We start from the raw sequence: 18,635 nt of genomic DNA on the forward strand, positions 1-18,635 counted from the left end.
ATCAGCGAACGGCCATGAGCGGCCTCCGCTGCTGACCAAGCCGCTTTCCTCGGCGGTAACCCCCCGACCGCGCCGGGCTCATTCACGTGGGTGTGTCACGAACGTGTCCTGAGGCATGGTGTAGTGCAACCGGGGCAGCCGGGCCGATGTCCGCAGAGACAGCAGCCCCGCTCGCACGAGCAGGGTCCCCCACCCCCGGAGGACAAGAGCAATGCGCGTTCGGAAGATCTCGGTGCTGGCCATCGCCGCGGTGGCTGCCTCCCTGGCCCTGACTGCCTGCGACAGCGATGACACCGAGGGCTCCTCCTCGTCCGGGGCCGACTCCTCGGTCGACGCCCCCAAGGATCCCGCGCAGAGCTGTACGGACCAGCTCGACTACGCGGGGGACTCGCGGTCCAACGCCGAGATCAACACCATCGGCGAGGAGACCGGCACTTGCCCCGAACCCGAGGGCACCGAAGGCGCGGAGGCCGGGGACGACGCAGGGGACGGCACCCCGAAGGAGCCCGGCCTCAGCTGCACCGACCAGATCAACTACGCGGGAGATTCCCGCTCCAACGCCGAGATCAACACCATCGGCGAGGAAACCGGCACCTGCCCGCCGGTCGAGTAGGCGTACGGGGCACGGCCTTTCCCCGCGGGACGCCGCCGGGGCGGCCGACGGGACACACCCGTACGGTCAGTAGGGTCACGGCATGGATCTCGATGTGCTTCCCCCGGCCGAGTTCGGCTTTCCGGGGCCGCTGCGCGACCTGCTGGTGGCGGCGATTCTCGATGGCTCCAAGACGTCGACCACCGGTCTGGTGAGCGCGTACGCATGCGAGGGGGAGCCGCTGCCCCGGGTCGGCGACCGCCGCGCCGTCGTCGACTCGGCGGGGCGGCGGGTGGCCGGTATCGAGGTGACGGAGGTCCGGGTCGTCCCGCTGGGCGAGGTGGATCTCGCGCACGCGGTGGACGAGGGCGAGGGCTACACCTCCGTGGCCGACTGGCGGGCCGGGCATGAGGAGTTCTGGCACGGCCCCGAGCTGCGCGCCGCACTCGGCGACCCCGCGTTCACGGTGAACGACACCACGCCCGTCGTCCTGGAGCGCTTCCGCCTCATCACTCCCGGGGCGGTTCCTCCCGGGTGAACCGCCCGGGCCGTCACCCGGCGGACGACGCGGGTGATCGACGCGGGTAACACGCCCGGGAACAAGGCAAAAGGGGGCGGCGCCTCCGCACAGGCGCCGCCCCCGGGGTCCCCGTGAGGGGCCGGGACCTTCCGCCGGGTGAGGGTCGGGGTGGCGGACGTCCCGGTGGCTCCGGCGTCGCTAGGCGCGCGCCGTCGCCGCCCGGCCTGCTTCCAGGCGGGCCACGGGGATGCGGAAGGGCGAGCAGGACACGTAGTCCAGGCCCACCTCGTCGAAGAAGTGCACCGACTCGGGGTCGCCGCCGTGTTCGCCGCACACGCCCAGCTTCAGGTCCGGGCGGGCGGCCCGGCCGGCGCGGGCCGCGGTGCGCACGAGGGCGCCGACGCCGTCCCGGTCGATCGTCTCGAACGGCGAGACGCCGAAGATCCCCTTCTCCAGGTAGGCGGAGAAGAAGCTCGCCTCCACGTCGTCCCGGGAGAAGCCCCATACGGTCTGGGTCAGATCGTTGGTGCCGAAGGAGAAGAAGTCGGCGGACTCGGCGATCTGACCCGCCGTCAGCGCTGCCCGGGGAAGCTCGATCATCGTGCCCAGCGACAGGGACAGTTCCATGCCGCGGGCCTTCTCCACCCGGGCGATCTCGCGTTCCGCCTCGTCCCGCACGATCTCCAGTTCCTGGACCGTGCCCACCAGCGGGATCATGATCTCCGCGTGCGGGTCCCCGCCGGCCGCCCGGCGGTCGGCCGCGGCCTCGGCGATGGCGCGTACCTGCATGGTGAACAGGCCGGGTACGACGAGCCCCAGCCGGACGCCGCGCAGCCCCAGCATGGGGTTCTGCTCGTGCAGCCGCTGCACGGCCGGCAGCAGCGCCCGGTCGTGCGGGTCGTCCCCGGTGGCCACCCGTACCGACAGCTCGGTCAGGTCGGGAAGGAACTCGTGCAGCGGCGGGTCCAGCAGCCGTACGGTCACCGGCAGGCCGTCCATCGCCTCGAAGAGTTCGGTGAAGTCGCCCCGCTGCAACGGCAGCAGCGCCGCCAGCGCCGCCTCCCGGTCCGCGTCCGACCCGGCCAGGATGAGCCGTTCCACCATGTCCCGGCGCTCGCCGAGGAACATGTGCTCGGTACGGCACAGCCCGATGCCCTGCGCGCCGAACCGCCGGGCGCGGGCCGCGTCCTGGGTGGTGTCGGCGTTGGCGCGCACGCCCAGCCGCCGTACGCGGTCGGCGTACCGCATGATCCGGTCCACCGCGCGGACCAGGTCGTCGTCGTCCGTGCCCCTGCCGTGCTCGAAGTAGTCGACGACGGCGGACGGTACGACCGGGACCCGGCCGCGGTGCACGGTGCCACTCGTGCCGTCAATCGAGAGGATCTCGCCCTCCTCGATCACCCGGCCGTCCGCCGTGGTGAAGCGGCGCCGCCCGGTGTCCACGTCGAGCCCCTCCGCGCCGCAGACACAGGTCTTGCCCATGCCACGGGCGACCACGGCCGCGTGCGAGGTCTTGCCGCCCCGCGAGGTCAGGATGCCCGCCGCGGCCAGCATCCCGTCCAGGTCATCGGGGTTGGTCTCGCGGCGCACCAGGATGACCGCCTCGCCGCGCGCCGCCCGTTCCACCGCCGTCGCGGAGTCGAAGACGGCCGCGCCGACCGCCGCGCCGGGAGAGGCGGCGATGCCCTTGCCCAGCACGTCGGTCTCCGCCGCCGAGACGTCGAACCGGGGGAACATCAGCTGGGCCAGCTGGTTCCCGGTCACCCGGCGCAGCGCCTCGCGCTCGTCGATCAGGCCCTGGTCCAGCAGCTGGGTGGCGATCCGGAAGGCCGCCGCCGCGGTCCGCTTGCCGACCCGGGTCTGGAGCATCCACAGGGTGCCGCGCTCGATGGTGAACTCGATGTCGCACAGGTCGAGGTAGTGGTTCTCCAGCACCTCCATGATGCGCAGCAGCCCGGTGTACGAGTCGGGGTCCAGGCGTTCGAGGTCGGCGAGCGGCACGGTGTTGCGGATGCCCGCCACCACGTCCTCGCCCTGGGCGTTGGGGAGGTAGTCGCCGTACACGCCCTGGTGTCCGGTGGCCGGGTCGCGGGTGAAGGCGACGCCGGTGCCGGAGTCGGGACCGAGGTTGCCGAAGACCATCGCGCAGATGGTGACGGCGGTGCCCAGGTCGTGCGGGATACGTTCCTGGCGGCGGTAGAGGCGGGCCCGGTCGCCGTTCCAGGAGGAGAAGACGGCGCGTACCGCGAGGTCCATCTGGGTGCGCGGGTCCTGCGGGAAGTCCCGGCCGGTCCGCTCGCGCACGATGGACTTGAACGTGTCGACCAGGGCACGGAGTTCGCTGGCCTCCAGGTCCACGTCCGTGGCGGCGTCCGCCGCCCGGCGGGCGTCCTCCAGCGCTGTTTCGAAGAGTTCGCCGTCGATGCCGAGCACGGTCTTGCCGAACATCTGGATGAGCCGCCGGTAGGAGTCCCAGGCGAAACGTTCATCCCCGGCCTGGGCCGCCAGCGCGTCCACCGAGGCGTCCGACAGTCCGATGTTGAGGACGGTGTCCATCATCCCGGGCATCGAGAACTTGGCCCCCGAGCGCACCGACACCAGCAGCGGATCCGCCCCTTGCCCGAGCCGCTTGCCCATCCGCCGTTCCAGCGCGTCGAGGTGCGCACTCACCTCGTCGCGCAGGCCGGCCGGTTCCGTGCCGTTCGCCAGGTAGGCGCGGCACGCCTCGGTGGTGATGGTGAAGCCGGGCGGGACGGGGAGCCCCAGCCGGGTCATCTCGGCCAGGTTGGCGCCCTTGCCGCCGAGCAGATCCTTCAGGTCCTTGTTGCCTTCGGCGAAGTCGTAGACCAGCTTCACCGGCTGCGTGGGAGGGACGGACGGTGGAGATATGGAGGGTGGTTCCACGGTCTGCGTCACGAGACTCGACTCCTCTGAGGGACCCCCGGACGGGATCCGGGGGGTGGTGCTGTCTGCCCTGACAGCGGGAGAGTACCCCGGCGAACGCTCATCTGAGCGTTATCTCCATCATAAGTGGGGAACTCCGCGCGCACAAAAGCTGGATATATGCCTGCAAGCAGCGCGAAGTGCCCGGCGGAGAAGGGGAAAGATTAGGTAAAGAGGAGCAGAGGAAGGCGCCGCCGTGGCCGGCCGGGCGACCGGTCAGGGGCCGGTCAGCGACCCGGAAGGAACGGCGTCGCGACGGGCCCCGACCGCACGGCCGGGCCGTCCCCCGGGTGCGGCAACTCCCCTACGTCCCGCGCACCCCGCCCGTCCGGCACGTCCGGCACGGCCGGTACGGCCGGTACGGCCGGCGCCTCCCGCACCTCCGCCCGGGCCGCCAGCCGCGCATCCGCACGGTCCGGCGCGTACAGGTACTCCACCACCATCGCGCCCGCCCCCGCGAGGCCCGCGCGGTCCCCCAGCCGGCCCGTCACCACCTGGAGTTCCGCCGTGGTCCGCGGCATCGCCCGCTGGTACAGCAGCTCCCGCACCCCGGTCAGGAACGGCGGCCCCGCCAGATCCCCGGCGATCACCAGCACCCCGGGGTTCAGCAGCGTCACGACGGTGGCCAGCACCTCCCCGACCTGCCGCCCGGCCGCCCGCGCCAGCCGCACCGCGTCCGGCTGCCCGATCGCCAGCTGGTCGCGCACCCCGGACCCCGAGGCCGTCGGCACCCCGGCCGCCGTGAGCTGCTCCGCCAGCGCCCGGCCACTGGCCACCGCCGCCAGACAGCCGTACGAACCGCAGCGGCACAGCGCGTCGGGGAACCCGCTCAGCCGGATGTGCCCGATGTCCCCGGCACCGCCGTCGATGCCCCGGTACATCTCACCGTCGACCACCACCCCGGCGCCGATCCCGGTGGACACCTTGACCAGCAGAAACGCCGAGCAGTCCGGGAATCCCAGGCGCTGCTCGGCGTACGCCATCACATTGGCGTCGTTCTCTATCAGGACGGGCAGCTCGCCCTCGCCCGCGCGGCCACCCGCGCCGCCGCCCGCGTGGCGCAGCAGCGCCGCGCGCAGGGCCTCGCGCACCGGGAATCCGTCCCACCCGGGCATCATCGGCGGCTGGACGATCTCCCCCGAGGCGAAGTCCACCGGCCCGGGCACCGAGAGACCGACGCCGCACACCTTCTCCATGCCGGTGCCGGCCTTCGTCAGCAGCTCCGCGAACCAGGCCCCGAGCCGGTCGAGGACCACCGCGGGCCCGTCGTCGATCAGCAGCCGCCCCGCGTGCTCGGCGAGCACCTCGCCGCTCAGGTCCAGCACGGCCACGCGGGCGTTCCGCGTCTCCAGGTCGGCAACCAGGACCACCGCGTGCGACCCGTCGAACTCCAGTCGGACCGCCGGGCGCCCGCCGGTCGGATCCGCCACCGGATCGCCGGCGTGCTCGCGCACCCAGCCGGCCCGGAACAGCTGATCGAGGCGGGCGGAGACGGTGGACCGTGACAGTCCCGTCACCCGCTGCAATTCCCCCCGGGTACCCGCCTGCCCCCGGCGGATCAGCCGGAGCAGATGCCCCGCGCTCGCCTGGTTCATGGGCTTGGGCTGGTTCATGGGCACCGGTCCATCTCCGGTCGCGATCTGATGACGTTCGCCACTTCATCTTGTGATGGAGATATTACAGCGCTACTTTTGCGTGTTAAGTAGACGTAACTCTACGGTGTCATCGACAAAAACGGTGGCCCCGAACCTGCTTCCGGAGTTCACGTGGAACGAGCCGAACAGACCAGCACCCTCCACCCCCTCACCCCCGACGCGATCAGCGCCTACGACGGTGCCTGCCACGTACTCCTCGACAACTGGACCGGCTCCTCCACCATCCCCTCGCACAGCCTCTACCCGCACCAGTGGAGCTGGGACTCCGGCTTCATCGCCATCGGCCAGCGGCACCTGTCCCCGCTGCGCGCCCAGCAGGAGCTGGAAACCCTGCTCGCCGCCCAGTGGGGGGACGGCCGTATCCCGCACATCGTGTTCCACCCCGAGGTGCCCCTCGCCGCCTACTTCCCCAGCCCGGACTTCTGGCGCAGCACCACCGCGGGACGCGGCGCGGGAGCCGGCGCCCCGACCGCCCCCGAGACCTCCGGCATCGTCCAGCCGCCCATCCACGCGCTCGCCGCCTGGCTGGTGCACCAGGCCGACCCCGACACCTCGCAGCGGCGCGGCTTCCTCGTGCGCGTCTACCCCAAGCTGGCCGCCTGGCAGCGCTACCTCACCGAGCGCCGCGACCTCGGCGGGCACGGCCTGGCCTCGATCGTCCATCCGTGGGAATCCGGCATGGACAACAGCCCCAGCTGGGACCAGCCGCTGGCCGCCGTCCCACCCGCCGCCCCCGGCTCCTTCACCCGCGCCGACCTCGCCCACGGCGCGCCCTGCGACCGGCCGACGGATCTCGACTACCGCAAGTACGTACGGCTCGCCCTCGACTACCGCGACCACGGGTACCGCGACGATCTCGCCCCGCACCCCTTCGCCGTCGAGGACCCGGCCTTCAACGCCCTGCTCATCGCCTCCGAGCACGCGCTCGCCGAGATCGCGATGGAGATCGGCGAGGACTCCTCCGCCCACCTGGTGCGCGCCGAGGAGTGCACCGCGGCGCTGCGCGAGCGGCTGTGGGACGAGGACGCCGGGCAGTTCTTCAGCTTCGACGTACGCGCCGGGTCACGGGTGCGCGAACGCAGCGCGGCCGGGCTGATCCCGCTGATCGTGCCGGGGCTGCCCGCCCCGGTCGCCCGGGCGCTGATCGACACCCTCACCGGGCCGCACTTCGGCCTCGGCGGCATCACCGCCATGGCGCCCAGCTACGCGCTGACCGGCGCCGCCTTCGACGCCAGCCGCTACTGGCGCGGCCCGGCCTGGTTCAACGTCAACTGGCTGCTGGAACGCGGGCTGCGCAGGTACGGGCAGCCGCGCCGCGCCGCCGAGCTGCGCGCCGCCATGCTGCGGGCCGCCGTCGCGTCGGACTTCACCGAGTACGTGGACCCGTACACGGGCGCGGCCCGGGGCAGCCGCGACTTCGGCTGGACGGCCGCGCTCACCATCGATCTGCTGGCCCAGGGCGCCACCGACAGCCTGGCCACCGGCGCCACGAGCACGACCGGCTCCACCGGCTCCACCCGCACTGCCACCACCACACCGACCGAGCATTCCGAGCCACAGGCCGCAGGGGGGCTTCGTGACCACCACCACGCACCACAAACAGCTCGTCCATGACGGGACCTTCGCGGCGGTGGGCCCCTCCGGGGACATCACCGGCGAACGCGGTGCCTGGCCGGACGGCCTGTTCGCGCGGGACGCGCGGCATCTCAGCCGCTGGCAGCTGACGATCGACGGCAGCACCCCGACCGTCCTGGTGCCCGCCTCCGACGAGCTGACCGCCACCGCCACCACCGTGGTCACCCGCCCGGGCAGCCGGGCCGAGGCGCCCGCCCACACCGTCTTCCGGCAGCAGACCGTCTCCACCGCCGCCCTGACCGAGGTGCTGCGGCTGCGCAGCAACCGGGGCGAGGAATCCACCGTCTTACTCGCGCTCACCGTGGACGCCGACTTCGCCGACCAGTTCGAGCTGCGCTCCGATCACCGCTGGTACGAGAAGCCGCACGCGGTACGCACCCGTCAGGCGCTGCCGGACGGCGTCGAGTTCGGCTACCGGCGGCGCGACTGGGAGGCCCGCACGGTGGTCACCACCGACCCGGCCCCCGACGCCGTCGAGGAGACCGGCAGCGGCGCGCGCCGGCTGTGCTGGGTGCTGCGGCTCCCGCCGCACGGCACCGCGGAGCTGCTGCTGCGGGTCACCGCCCATCCGCACGTGGCGCCGGAACCCGTGCCCGCCACCGCCGTCCCGCAGCCGGCGGCTCCGCAGGACGGCGCACCGCACGGCGTGACCCCGTCCGGCTGGCCCGAGCTGGACCGGGCCTGCGAGCGCGGGCTCGCCGACCTCGACGGGCTGCGGATGGCCGCCACCGGGCCGGAGGGAGAAACGGTTCACGTGCCGGCCGCCGGGGTGCCGTGGTTCCTGACCCTGCTGGGGCGGCACGCCCTGATCACCTCCCTCTTCGCCCTCCGCGACCGCCCGGAGCTGGCCCGTGGCACGCTGCTGGCGCTCGCCGCCGCCCAGGCCCGCGAGGCCGACCCGGCGCGCATCGCGCAGCCGGGCAAGATCGTCCACGAGGTGCGGCACGGCGAGCTGGCCCACTTCCGGCAGGTGCCCTACGACCGCTACTACGGCTCGGTCGACAGCACCCCGCTCTTCCTGGTGCTGCTCGACGCGTACGCCGCCGCCCACGACCCGGAGCTGGCCCGCCGCCTGGAACCGCACGCCCGCGCCGCGGTGCGCTGGATGCTGACGGACGGCGGCCTGGAGGAGCACGGCTATCTGCGCTACCGGGCCGACGAGGGCGGGCTCGCCAACCAGAGCTGGAAGGACTCGGCCCGCGCGATCTGCTTCACGGACGGTTCCCCGGCCAAGGGCGTGATCAGCGCGGCCACCGCCCAGGGATACGCGTTCGACGCGCTGACCCGTACCGCGCGCCTGGCCCGTACGGTGTGGGGCGACGCCGGCTACGCGGACGGGCTCCAGGAGCGGGCCGACCAGCTGCGGAACCGTTTTCTCAACGACTTCTGGCTGCCCGCCGACCGCTTCCCCGCCCTCGCGCTGGACGGCATCGGCCGCCGCGCGGACGCCCTCGGCTCGGACGCGGGCCATCTGCTGTGGTCCGGCATCCTCGACCAGGACCGGGCCGAGGCCGTCGCCCGCCGGCTGCTGTCCCCCGACTTCTTCTCCGGCTGGGGCATCCGCACCGTGGCCGCCGGCCAGGGCGCGTACCACCCGCTGTCCTACCACCGCGGCGGCGTGTGGCCGCACGACAACGCCATCGCCGCGCTCGGCCTGGCCCGGTACGGGCTGCACGAGCAGGCCCGTACGGTGGCCGGCGCGATCGTGGACGTGGCGGCGCGCAGCGGGTGGCGGCTGGCCGAGGTGATCGCCGGGTACGACCGCGAGGACCGGCTCGGCCCGGTGCCCTACCCGCACGCCTGCTCGCCGCAGGCGTGGTCGGCGGCGGCGCCCCTGGCGCTGCGCACGGCGGTCGGCGCGGCGACGCCGGCCGTACGGGAGCCGGCCGCGGCCGCACAAACCAGGTGACGGCCGGCTCCGCGCCGTGCGAGGGTCGGGCTCCATGAGCACCGACGACACGCGCGAGGGCGGCTGGGACGAGCGGCTGGCGGCCCTGTGGGACGCCTGCGACGACCTCGAACCGGCTGCCTTCCGCACACGGATGGCCGCGCTGGCGGCCGAGCGGCCGGGCGAGGCCCGCGCCCTGTTCGAGCTGGCCTCCGCCCACGACGCCACCGACAGCGAGGAAGCGGCGGCCGGACTCTACGAGGAAGCCTTCGCCGCGGGCCTCACCGGGGAACTGCGTGTCCAGGCGGCCGTCCAGTACGCCGGCACGCTGCGCAATCTGGGCCGGGCCGAGGAAGGCGCGGCACTGCTGCAAGCGGAACGCGCGGCGGGGCACGGGGTGCTGACGGACGAGATCAACACGTTCGCCGCGCTCGCCCTGCTCGACCTGGGCCGGGACCGGGAGGCGGCGCTGCTGGCACTGCGCACCCTCACCCCGCATCTGCGCCGCTACCGGGCCTCGGTGGCCGGATATCTGGACGACCTGGAGAAGGAAGGCTGCTAGCCTGACCGGCATGTCGAGTCCCGAGGCGTCCAGAAGCTAGCCACCGGTCATCCGGTGGCGCCGGCCGAGCCCTCCTCGACGGATCACCTGTTCCGGCACGCTCTGTGCTGTGCCGTGCCGTGTGCCGTGCCCCCGCTGTCCGCGCGTTCGTACGTTCGCGCTTTCGTGCGTTCCGCGCGGGTCCGCTTCCGTCGTGCCGATCGACGCTCCTTCCGTGCCGCCCCCGATCGACCGGTGCCGTGTTCCCACCGGTATCCACCGATCACTCACGGAGCCTTCTCATGCCTGGCCACCCCAGGGACCCCATGCCGCCCGCCGTCCATCTCCTCGCGCTGGCGGTCTTCGCCCAGGGCACCTCCGAGTTCATGCTGGCCGGCCTGGTGCCGGACATCGCGGCCGATCTCGGTGTCTCCCTCTCCGACGCGGGGCTGCTGACCTCCGCCTTCGCCGTCGGCATGGCGGTCGGCGCGCCGCTGATGGCGCTGCTCTGCCGGCGTCTGCCGCCCCGCGCGACACTCGCCGGGTTCCTCGCCGTCTTCGTCCTCGTCCATGTCGTCGGCGCGCTGACCGACAGCTTCGCCGTCCTGCTGGCCACCCGGGTCGCCGGGGCGCTGGCGAACGCCGGGTTCATGGCGGTCGGGCTGACCACCGCCACCGCGCTCGTCCCGGCCGACGCCAAGGGCCGGGCGCTGTCCGTCCTGCTCGGCGGCACCACGCTCGCCTGCGTCGCCGGGGTTCCCGGCGGGGCGCTGCTCGGCCAGCTGTGGGGCTGGCGGGCGGCGTTCTGGGCGGTCGCGCTGGTGACGCTGCCGGCGATCGCCGCCGTGCTGACGTCCGTGCCGGGCGCTCCAAAGGGCGCGGGGAGCAGCGCCACGGACGGACCCCCGCTCGACGCGCGCGCCGAGCTGCGGGTGCTGCGCGCGCCCCGGCTGCTGGTGACGCTGCTGCTGGGCGCGCTGGTCAACGGGGCGACGTTCTGCTCGTTCACCTTTCTGGCACCGGTGATCACGGATGTCGCCGGGCTGGGCACCGGTGCGGTGCCGGGGCTGCTGGCGCTGTTCGGGATCGGGTCGTTCCTGGGGGTGCGGATCGGCGGCCGGTTCGCCGACACTCGGCCCGTGCCGCTGCTCGCCGGGGGCGGGGTGGCGCTGGCGGCCGGCTGGGCGGTGTTCGCGCTGAGCGCCGCCCACCCGGTGGCGGTGCTCGTCCTGGTGCCGGTCCTGGGCACGCTGTCCTTCGCGGTCGGCAGCACCCTGATCTCGCAGGTGCTGTACGCGGCGGCCGGTGCCCCGACCCTGGCGGGCAGTTTCGCGACCGCCTGCCTGAACATCGGCGCGGCGGCGGGCCCCTGGCTGGGCGGGGTCGTGATCGCGGCCGGGCTGGGCCTGCGTGCCCCGCTGTGGGTGAGCGCGGCGCTGGTGACGGCGGCCCTGCTGACCGCCGCCGGGGCGGCGGCGGCCCGGGCCCGCACGGCCACACCGCCGCCGGCGACGACCCCGGCGCCCGAGGGCCGGACCGTTCCCGACGCGTAACGTCCGGGCGGCCGGGGCCGGTAGTGCCCCGGCCGCCTCGCCCGGACGCCGTCGCACGGCACCCGTGAACGGTGGTGGCCCCGCCGCGACCGACCGAGTCCCGTACCGGCCGCGCACCCCCGGTACGGGGGGCCGCCCCGCGCGCCGGGCACCCCTCCCGGGCCCCGTTGCGCGGCGCACCCGTCACCGCTGCGGCCCCGCCGCGACTCACCAGCTCCCGTACCGGCCGCGCACCCCGGTACGGGGTCCGCCCCGCACCCCGGCCGCCCCGCCCGGACCCGGGCACACGACGCCCGTCAACGGTTGCGGCCCGTAGCGAGGACGGTGAACCCGCCCTCGCCCCGGCCCACCGTCACCCCACCCCCTGTCACCGGTCGGCGAGTTCGCCGGCCAGCTCCGTCAGGGTGCGGGACGGCTGGGAGCGGGCCAGCTCGGCGGCGATCCGCAGCGCGAGCGGCAGCCTGGCGCACCGTTCGATCAGCGTGTCCACGGCACGGGGTTCGGCGATGGCCCGCGTTCCGAGCAGCGCACGGATCAGCACGCGGGCGTCCGCCGGCGGCAGCCGTTCCAGGCTCAGCCGGTGGGCGCCCTCCCACACGGCGAGCCCGGTGAGGGGGTTCCTGCTGGTGACCAGCACGGCACACGAGGTTCCGCCGGGCAGCAGCGGCCGTACCTGTTCCGCGCTGTGCGCGTTGTCCAGGATCACCAGCAGGCGCCGCCCGTCCAGCACGGTACGGAACCGGGCGGCTCGTTCGGCCGTCTCCCGTGGCAGCGCGGTGCCGCCCTCCGGGCCCAGCGCACGCAGAAATCCGGCCAGTGCCTCCCCGGGCGTGACGGGCCGGTCCGGCCCGTCACCGGCCAGGTCCACATAGAGCTGACCGTCGGGGAAACGCGCCCGCGCACGGTGCGCCCAGTGCACCGCCAGGGCCGTCTTGCCGACCCCCGCCGTGCCCGCGACCACGACCGGCAGCGGACCCGTGGTCCGCGCCCCGGCCAGGAGCCGGTCGAGAGCGGCGAGTTCGGCCTCGCGTCCGGTGAACCGGGGCACGTCGGCCGGAAGCTGCGCCGGCGGCAACGGTGCCGGGCCGCCCGCACGGCGGGCGGGCCCCACCGGCTCCCCGGCCAGGACGCGCCGCTCCAGCTCGCGCAGCTCCGGCCCCGGTTCCAGCCCCAGCTCGGCGACCAGATGTTCTCTGGCCTCCCGGTAGACCGCCAGCGCCTCCCCCCGCCGCCCGGAACGGTAGAGCGCCGTCATCAGCAGCCCGTGCAGCCGTTCGCGCAGCGGATGCTCCCGCACCAGGGCGGTGAGTTCCGCGACGACACCGCCGCCCGCGCCGGCACCACCCGCCAGCTCCGCCGTGTACAGCGCCTCGTACGCCGCGAGCCGGCGCTCCGTCAGCCGGTGCGCCCAGTCGCCGAGCAGCGGCACGTCCAGGCCGGCGAACAGTTCGCCCCGCCACAGCCCCAGCGCCTCGCGCAGCACGGCGGCGGCCCGCAGCGGGTCCCGTTCCGCCAGTTCCATGCCCTCGGCCGTCAGGGTCTCGAAGCGTTCCGCGTCCACCTCCCCCGGCAGCGTCCGCAGCCGGTAGCCGTCCGGGCCGAAGCTGAGGCGGTCGCGGTCACCGAGCACGGTCCGCAGCCGGTGGACATGGAGCTGGAGCCTCGCCCCGGCGCGCTCGTCCAGGTGGTCGCCCCACAGGGCGCCGGTCAGCACATCCACCGGGACGGCCTCGCCGGCCCGCGCCAGCAGCACGCCCAGCAGGGTGCGCCGCAGCCGGCCGGACACCTCCTCCGTTCCGTCCTTCCGCCGGATCTCCATCGAGCCGAGCAGCACGAATTCCATGACTGTGTTCTCCTCCCCCGAGCCCCCGAACCCGCTCCGTCCGCCATGAAAGCGCGGAGAAAGCGGTGCCCCACATTCTTACCGGGGCGACGTGACCGGCGCCCGGCGCGCTGCCGTCCCACCCCACACCGTTACGGAAGACATATGTCAGGCGGTTACCACCCCCAGCCCGGGCAGCCGGGACCCTACGGCCACCAACCCGGACAGCCCCACCCGCAGGTGCCTCCGCAGCCACCGGCCGGGGGGCCGCCGCCGGCGGCGCCCTATCCGGGCCAGGCCTGGCCGCCCGGTCCGCCCGGTCCACCGGGCCCGCCGCCGGGCAAGGGGCGCTCCCCGCTGGTCCCCGCGCTCGCCATCGCCCTCGTCCTGGCACTGGTCGTCTGCGGCGCCTGGTTTCTGCTCAACTCCGATGACGAGGACAGCGGCGGCCCTCCGGTGGCGGTCGACCCCGCCACGCCCGGCGGGCAGGTGTGGTCGGTCAACGAGGAGGGCGAGAACGCCTCCGCGTCCCCGAACGGCCACTGGATGGTCGGCGACACCCTCGTCAAGGCCGCCGGCACCGTGCTGACCGCGTACGCGCTGGCCGACGGCTCCCCGGTGTGGACGCTCGACCTCGACGGGAACCACCTGTGCACCCCCACCACCGCCACGTCGGACGGGGTGATCGTCGTCGGCCACGGCGAGAACAACTGCGGCCAGAACGTCACCCGGATCGATCTCACCTCGGGCGAGACCGGCTGGAGCCAGCGACTGGAGCCGCAGAGCAACCCGCTCAGCTTCGAGATCGCGATGACGGAATCCTCGTACGCCACCCAGACGGTCGGCGGCTGGACCCTGCACCGCGTCGCGGACGGTGAGGTCATCTCCTCGGGCGGCGCGATGTACAACACGTTCAACGAGGACGTCAACGACACGGACTACACCCGCGAGAGGCCGCTGGTCACCGACAGCGAGATCTGCGCCGTGGACGGCGTGGCCGGCGGCGAGACCCTGCTGCGACGGCGCACCTGCGCCACCGTCATCGACGCGGACAGCGCCCGGCTGACCGATCCGTTCTTCCGGCTGGAGGAGATCGACCCGGACACCGGGGACACCCGGTGGAGCCTGGATCTGCCCCGGGGCAGGTGGCTGTCCAAGGTCGTCAGCAGCGCACCGCTCACGGTGCTCCTGCGCGACGAGCAGTTCGGCGGCAACCTGGAGCTGGCCGTCGTCGAGGACGGCGCGATCGCCCGCCAGATACCGCTGACCGGCATCGGGTTCTCCCCCGACGACATGGGGCTGGTCATCGAGTCGCACTGCCTGACCGGCACGGTCGTCTACAGCCCGCTGGACGACTGCGGCGGCATGGTCGTCAACGGGAACACCCTCTACACCTCACCGGGCACGTTCTCCGGCGACCCCGTGGTGACGGCGTACGATCTCGCCGGCGGTGAACTCCTGTGGTCCTACCTGCCGGAGCACATCACCCGTCAGCTCGTCATCGGCACCGACGGCGCCGGCATCCTCGTGCACCAGGCGGGTTACCGGGGAGAGGCGGGCCAGGTGGTGCGGCTGGCACCGCACGGGGAGACGGCCGAGCCGCTGTTCAGGACGGACGATCTCCTTCTGCCGGGCACCACCCACGTGGCGTTCACCGACGGGCAGCTGGTCCTGAGCCACGCGGACCACTCGGCCGAGCCCGACATCGCGGCCTACGGACCGCAGGGCACCCTCCCCGAGCCGGCGGACGGCGCGGACGGCGCGGGGGACGCGACGCCGTGACACCCGCCCGGTCCGCGGGTGCCCGCCGGGGCAGGCGCGGGCCGGGCCCGCCGGTGGGCCGCGGCTAGCCCCCCGAGGTGTCCAGTTCGGCGTTGGCCGCCACCCCCGCGCAGTCGTACGGGTCGCCCAGCCAGCCGTCGGGCAGCGCGACCCGGTTACGGCCCGAGGTGCGGCCCCGGGGGCCGTCCGCCCCCGCCGGCCACTCCTGGGTCAGGTCCAGCTCGTTCAGCAGGCTGGCCAGCTCGTCCAGGGACCCGGCCACCGCCAGCCGGCGCCGGGCCTCCGAGCCGACCGAGAAGCCCTTGGTGTACCAGGCGACATGCTTGCGGAAGTCGATGACACCGCGCGCCTCGTCGCCCAGCCACTCCCCCAGCAGCCGGGCGTGCCGCACCATCACCTCGGCGACCTCGGCGAGCGAGGGCCGCGCGTACGCCTGCGGCCCGCGCCCGTCGAAGGCGGCCACCAGATCGCCGAACAGCCAGGGCCGGCCCAGACAGCCGCGCCCCACGACGACGCCGTCGCAGCCGGTCTCGCGCATCATCCGTACCGCGTCGTCGGCGGTCCAGATGTCGCCGTTGCCGAGCACCGGGATCTCGGGCACGGCCTCCTTCAGCCGGGCGATGGCCGACCAGTCGGCCTGCCCGCCGTAGTGCTGCGCGGCGGTCCTGCCGTGCAGCGCGATGGACGTCACGCCCTCCTCGACGGCGATCCGTCCCGCGTCCAGGTAGGTCAGGTGGTCGTCGTCGATGCCCTTGCGCATCTTCATCGTCACCGGCAGCGCCCCCGCGTGCCGCACGGCCTCCCGCAGGATGGCGCGCAGGAGCGGCCGCTTGTACGGGAGGGCGGAGCCGCCGCCGCGCCGGGTCACCTTGGGGACGGGGCAGCCGAAGTTCAGGTCGATGTGGTCGGCGAGATCCTCGTCGGCGATCATGCGCACGGCCCGCCCGACGGTGACCGGGTCCACGCCGTACAGCTGGATGGAGCGCGGCTTCTCGGCGGCGTCGAAGTGGACGAGCTGCATGGTCTTCTCGTTGCGCTCGACCAGCGCCCGGGTGGTGATCATCTCGCTGACGAACAGGCCCCGGCCCCCGGAGAACTCCCGGCACAGGGTGCGGAACGGCGCGTTGGTGATCCCGGCCATGGGGGCGAGCACCACGGGCGGGTCGACGGTGTGCGGTCCGATCTGGAGGGGCGGTGCGGTCATCCCCCCATTGTCCCGTACGTGTCGCGCTGCTCCGCCGCGCCGGGTGGGCGGGCGCCGGCCGCCGGCCGATGACCTCCGACACATGGAATGACAGATTTTGAAATCTGTCATTCCATGTGTCACGCTCGGACCATGACAGCCACACCTCTCCCGGCCGTACCCACCCGCACTCTCGGCACCTCCCCCGGCGTACCCGTCTCCGCCCTCGGCCTCGGCTGCATGGGCATGTCCGCCCTCTACGGGGCCGCCGACCGCGAGGAGTCCGTCGCGACCCTGCACACCGCCCTGGAAGCCGGCATCACCCTGCTGGACACCGGCGACTTCTACGGCATGGGCCACAACGAGATGCTGATCGGCGAGGCGCTGCGCGGACTCTCCGCCGACCTGCGCGACCGCGCGCTGATCAGCGTCAAGTTCGGGGCCCTGCGCAGCGTGGAGGGCGGCTTCCTCGGGTACGACGGCCGGCCCGCCGCCGTGCAGAACTTCGCCGCCTACTCCCTCCAGCGCCTGGGCACCGACCACATCGACATCTACCGCATCGCCCGCGTCGACCCGGACGTGCCCATCGAGGAGACGGTGGGCGCCATCGCCGACCTCGTCCGCGCCGGACACGTACGGCACATCGGCCTCTCCGAGGTCGGCGCCGACACCATCCGCCGCGCCGCCGCGACCGCGCCCATCAGCGACCTGCAGATCGAGTACTCGCTGATCTCGCGCGGCATCGAGGAGGAGATCCTGCCCGTCTGCCGGGAACTGGGCATCGGCGTCACGGCGTACGGCGTGCTCTCGCGCGGCCTGATCAGCGGCCACTGGCAGCCGGACCGCGCGCTGGACGCCCATGACTTCCGGACCGCGAGCCCGCGCTTCCAGGGCGACAACCTGCGGCACAACCTCGGCCTGGTGGAGACCCTGCGGGCGATCGCCGACGAGCGCGGCGTCTCCGTCGCCCAGCTCGCGATCGCCTGGGTGCTGGCCCGCGGCGAGGACATCGTGCCGCTGGTCGGCTCGCGTACCAGGAAGCGGCTCAGTGAGGCCCTGGGCGCGCTGGACGTTACGCTCGACGCCGGTGATCTGGCCGCCATCGGGGCGGCGGTGCCGCCGGGGGCCGCCGCGGGCGACCGCTACCCGGCGGAGCAGATGGCCCACCTGGACAGCGAGAAGAAGAGCTGACCGACCCCGACCCGAGTACCACGAACCGAGCACCACGAACCGAGGACCCATGCCGCCGGAGCCGCTGACCCCCGAGGACATCCTGCGGGCCACCGAGGATGTGCTGCGGCGCTACGGCCCGGCCAAGGCCACGGTGGTGGACGTGGCGCGCGCCCTGGGGGTCAGCCACGGCACGGTCTACCGCCACTTCCGCACCAAGGCCGAGCTGCGCGAGGCCGTCACCCGGCGCTGGCTGGAGCGGGCGACCGGCGAACTGGCGGCGATCGCCACCGGCGAGGGGCCGGCCGCCGGCCGCCTGGAGCGGTGGCTGCGGGCCCTGTTCGCGGCGAAGCGGCGCAAGGCCGTGGAGGACCCGGAACTCTTCGCGACCTACCAGGTGCTGGCCGAGGAGCAGCGCGAGACGGTCTCCCGGCACATAGCCGACCTCGTCGGCCAGCTCACCGCGATCATCGAAGCGGGCCGCGCCTCGGGGGAGTTCGCCGCCGGACCCCCGGACGCCCCCGCCACGGCCCGCGCCGTCTTCCGGGCCACGGCCTCCTTCCACAAGCCCTCGCACGCCGCCGAGTGGTCCGCGCCCGACGTCCAGGAATCCTTCGAGGCGGTCAGCGCCCTGGTGATCCGCGGCCTGCGGGCCTGAGCGGACAGGGCGCCCCGGGCGAACCGCAGGGCGCTGTCAGTAGCCATCCCTACACTTTGTGTGGTTACTGGCCGACTGTCCGAAGAGGTGCATCATGACGACGGTGATAGAGCGACCGACGCCGATACAGCCCCCGGCACCGTCACTGTTCGACGTGCTGTGCCAGACGCTGGAAGAAATGGAGGTACCCGAGGGGTACCGGGCTGAGATCACCGGGGGAAAGATCATCATGTCGCCATGGTCGCAGGGTTACTACCTGGACATCATGGATTCCCTGGTGGACCAGCTCCGGCCGCATCTGCCCGAAGGCCGTCGGGTGAGCCTGGCCCGGTGCCTCTACGTCTTTCCCGGGATGAGTCGCGCTTTCGGCCCGGACCTTCACGTGGCGGATGCCGAGGCCACCCGGATCCGGAGTTCGCGGTTGCCCGGCCATGCCCTGTCCCTCGTCGCCGAACTGACCTCGGCGTCCACCGCGGACGTGGACCGGTACGACAAAGTCGAGTGCTACGGGGTGGCGGGCATCCCGGTCTATCTCCTCGTGGACATGCAGAAGGGCAGCCTCACGGTGTACACGGCACCGTCCCCGCAGGGCTACCAACAGCAGAACACCGTGTTGTTCGGTCCGACGGTGAAGCTTCCGGAGCCGTTCGACTGCCCGCTGGACACCTCGGGCTGGTGACGCCGGACACGGCC

The 18,635-nt window shown here is 73.5% G+C and carries 14 protein-coding genes; 10 read left to right on the top strand and 4 right to left on the bottom strand.

The features are described 5' to 3' along the window. Window positions 1-211: 211 nt before the first annotated feature. Complete coding sequence (locus ACTFAP_RS07470; protein ID WP_500468554.1) at window positions 212-613, top strand: hypothetical protein; 402 nt, start codon at window positions 212-214, stop codon at window positions 611-613. Window positions 614-695: 82 nt separating this feature from the next. Next, window positions 696-1,130 carry an ASCH domain-containing protein gene (locus tag ACTFAP_RS07475; RefSeq protein WP_495683940.1) on the top strand — a complete coding sequence of 145 codons (435 nt, stop codon included), beginning with the start codon at window positions 696-698 and terminating at the stop codon, window positions 1,128-1,130. A gap of 180 nt (window positions 1,131-1,310) precedes the next feature. On the opposite strand, the gene ppdK is transcribed toward ACTFAP_RS07475, so the two are convergent. Further along, window positions 1,311-3,968, bottom strand: a complete 2,658-nt coding sequence (gene ppdK, locus ACTFAP_RS07480; RefSeq protein ID WP_500469426.1) for a pyruvate, phosphate dikinase — start codon at window positions 3,966-3,968, stop codon at window positions 1,311-1,313. Between the two features lie 314 nt (window positions 3,969-4,282). Beyond that, window positions 4,283-5,668, bottom strand: coding sequence for an ROK family transcriptional regulator (locus tag ACTFAP_RS07485; RefSeq protein WP_500468555.1), 1,386 nt, complete (start codon window positions 5,666-5,668; stop codon window positions 4,283-4,285). A gap of 153 nt (window positions 5,669-5,821) precedes the next feature. Between ACTFAP_RS07485 and ACTFAP_RS07490 the strand changes: the two genes are divergently transcribed. From ACTFAP_RS07490 to ACTFAP_RS07505, 4 genes are all read left to right on the top strand, one after another. Next, window positions 5,822-7,324: an MGH1-like glycoside hydrolase domain-containing protein gene (locus ACTFAP_RS07490; RefSeq protein ID WP_500468556.1), complete on the top strand. Its 1,503-nt coding sequence runs from the start codon at window positions 5,822-5,824 to the stop codon at window positions 7,322-7,324. Continuing rightward, complete coding sequence (locus ACTFAP_RS07495) at window positions 7,287-9,254, top strand: amylo-alpha-1,6-glucosidase (protein ID WP_500468557.1); 1,968 nt, start codon at window positions 7,287-7,289, stop codon at window positions 9,252-9,254. Before ACTFAP_RS07490 ends, ACTFAP_RS07495 begins: the two co-directional genes overlap by 38 nt. Before the next feature lie 34 nt (window positions 9,255-9,288). Beyond that, the gene (locus ACTFAP_RS07500; RefSeq protein ID WP_495683944.1) at window positions 9,289-9,795 is read left to right on the top strand and encodes a tetratricopeptide repeat protein; all 507 of its coding nucleotides are present in this window, start codon (window positions 9,289-9,291) and stop codon (window positions 9,793-9,795) included. Between the two features lie 305 nt (window positions 9,796-10,100). Beyond that, entirely contained in the window at window positions 10,101-11,327 is a 1,227-nt protein-coding gene (locus ACTFAP_RS07505; protein ID WP_500469427.1) for a Cmx/CmrA family chloramphenicol efflux MFS transporter, read from the top strand. Window positions 11,328-11,694: 367 nt separating this feature from the next. Here the strand turns inward: ACTFAP_RS07505 and ACTFAP_RS07510 are convergent, their stop codons facing one another. Further along, window positions 11,695-13,170, bottom strand: coding sequence for an AfsR/SARP family transcriptional regulator (locus ACTFAP_RS07510; protein ID WP_500468558.1), 1,476 nt, complete (start codon window positions 13,168-13,170; stop codon window positions 11,695-11,697). 219 nt (window positions 13,171-13,389) lie between these two features. On the opposite strand from ACTFAP_RS07510, the gene ACTFAP_RS07515 reads away from it, so the two are divergent. Then, a complete protein-coding gene (locus ACTFAP_RS07515; RefSeq protein WP_500468559.1) occupies window positions 13,390-14,931 on the top strand; it encodes an outer membrane protein assembly factor BamB family protein in 1,542 nt (513 codons plus the stop codon). A gap of 64 nt (window positions 14,932-14,995) precedes the next feature. Here ACTFAP_RS07515 and dusB read toward each other — a convergent pair whose 3' ends face one another. Next, window positions 14,996-16,135 (bottom strand): tRNA dihydrouridine synthase DusB, encoded by a 1,140-nt coding sequence (gene dusB / locus ACTFAP_RS07520; protein ID WP_500468560.1) that lies wholly within the window; start codon window positions 16,133-16,135, stop codon window positions 14,996-14,998. A gap of 132 nt (window positions 16,136-16,267) precedes the next feature. Between dusB and ACTFAP_RS07525 the strand changes: the two genes are divergently transcribed. The 3 genes from ACTFAP_RS07525 (at window position 16,268) to ACTFAP_RS07535 (ending at window position 18,621) form a co-directional block, all read left to right on the top strand. Next, window positions 16,268-17,305, top strand: coding sequence for an aldo/keto reductase (locus ACTFAP_RS07525; RefSeq protein ID WP_500468561.1), 1,038 nt, complete (start codon window positions 16,268-16,270; stop codon window positions 17,303-17,305). A 49-nt stretch (window positions 17,306-17,354) separates the two neighbouring features. Next, a complete protein-coding gene (locus tag ACTFAP_RS07530) occupies window positions 17,355-17,942 on the top strand; it encodes a TetR/AcrR family transcriptional regulator (protein ID WP_500468562.1) in 588 nt (195 codons plus the stop codon). Window positions 17,943-18,036: 94 nt separating this feature from the next. After that, entirely contained in the window at window positions 18,037-18,621 is a 585-nt protein-coding gene (locus ACTFAP_RS07535; RefSeq protein WP_500468563.1) for a Uma2 family endonuclease, read from the top strand. The last annotated feature ends 14 nt before the right edge of the window (window positions 18,622-18,635 follow it).

The organism is Streptomyces sp. PH9007 (genome assembly GCF_059813725.1).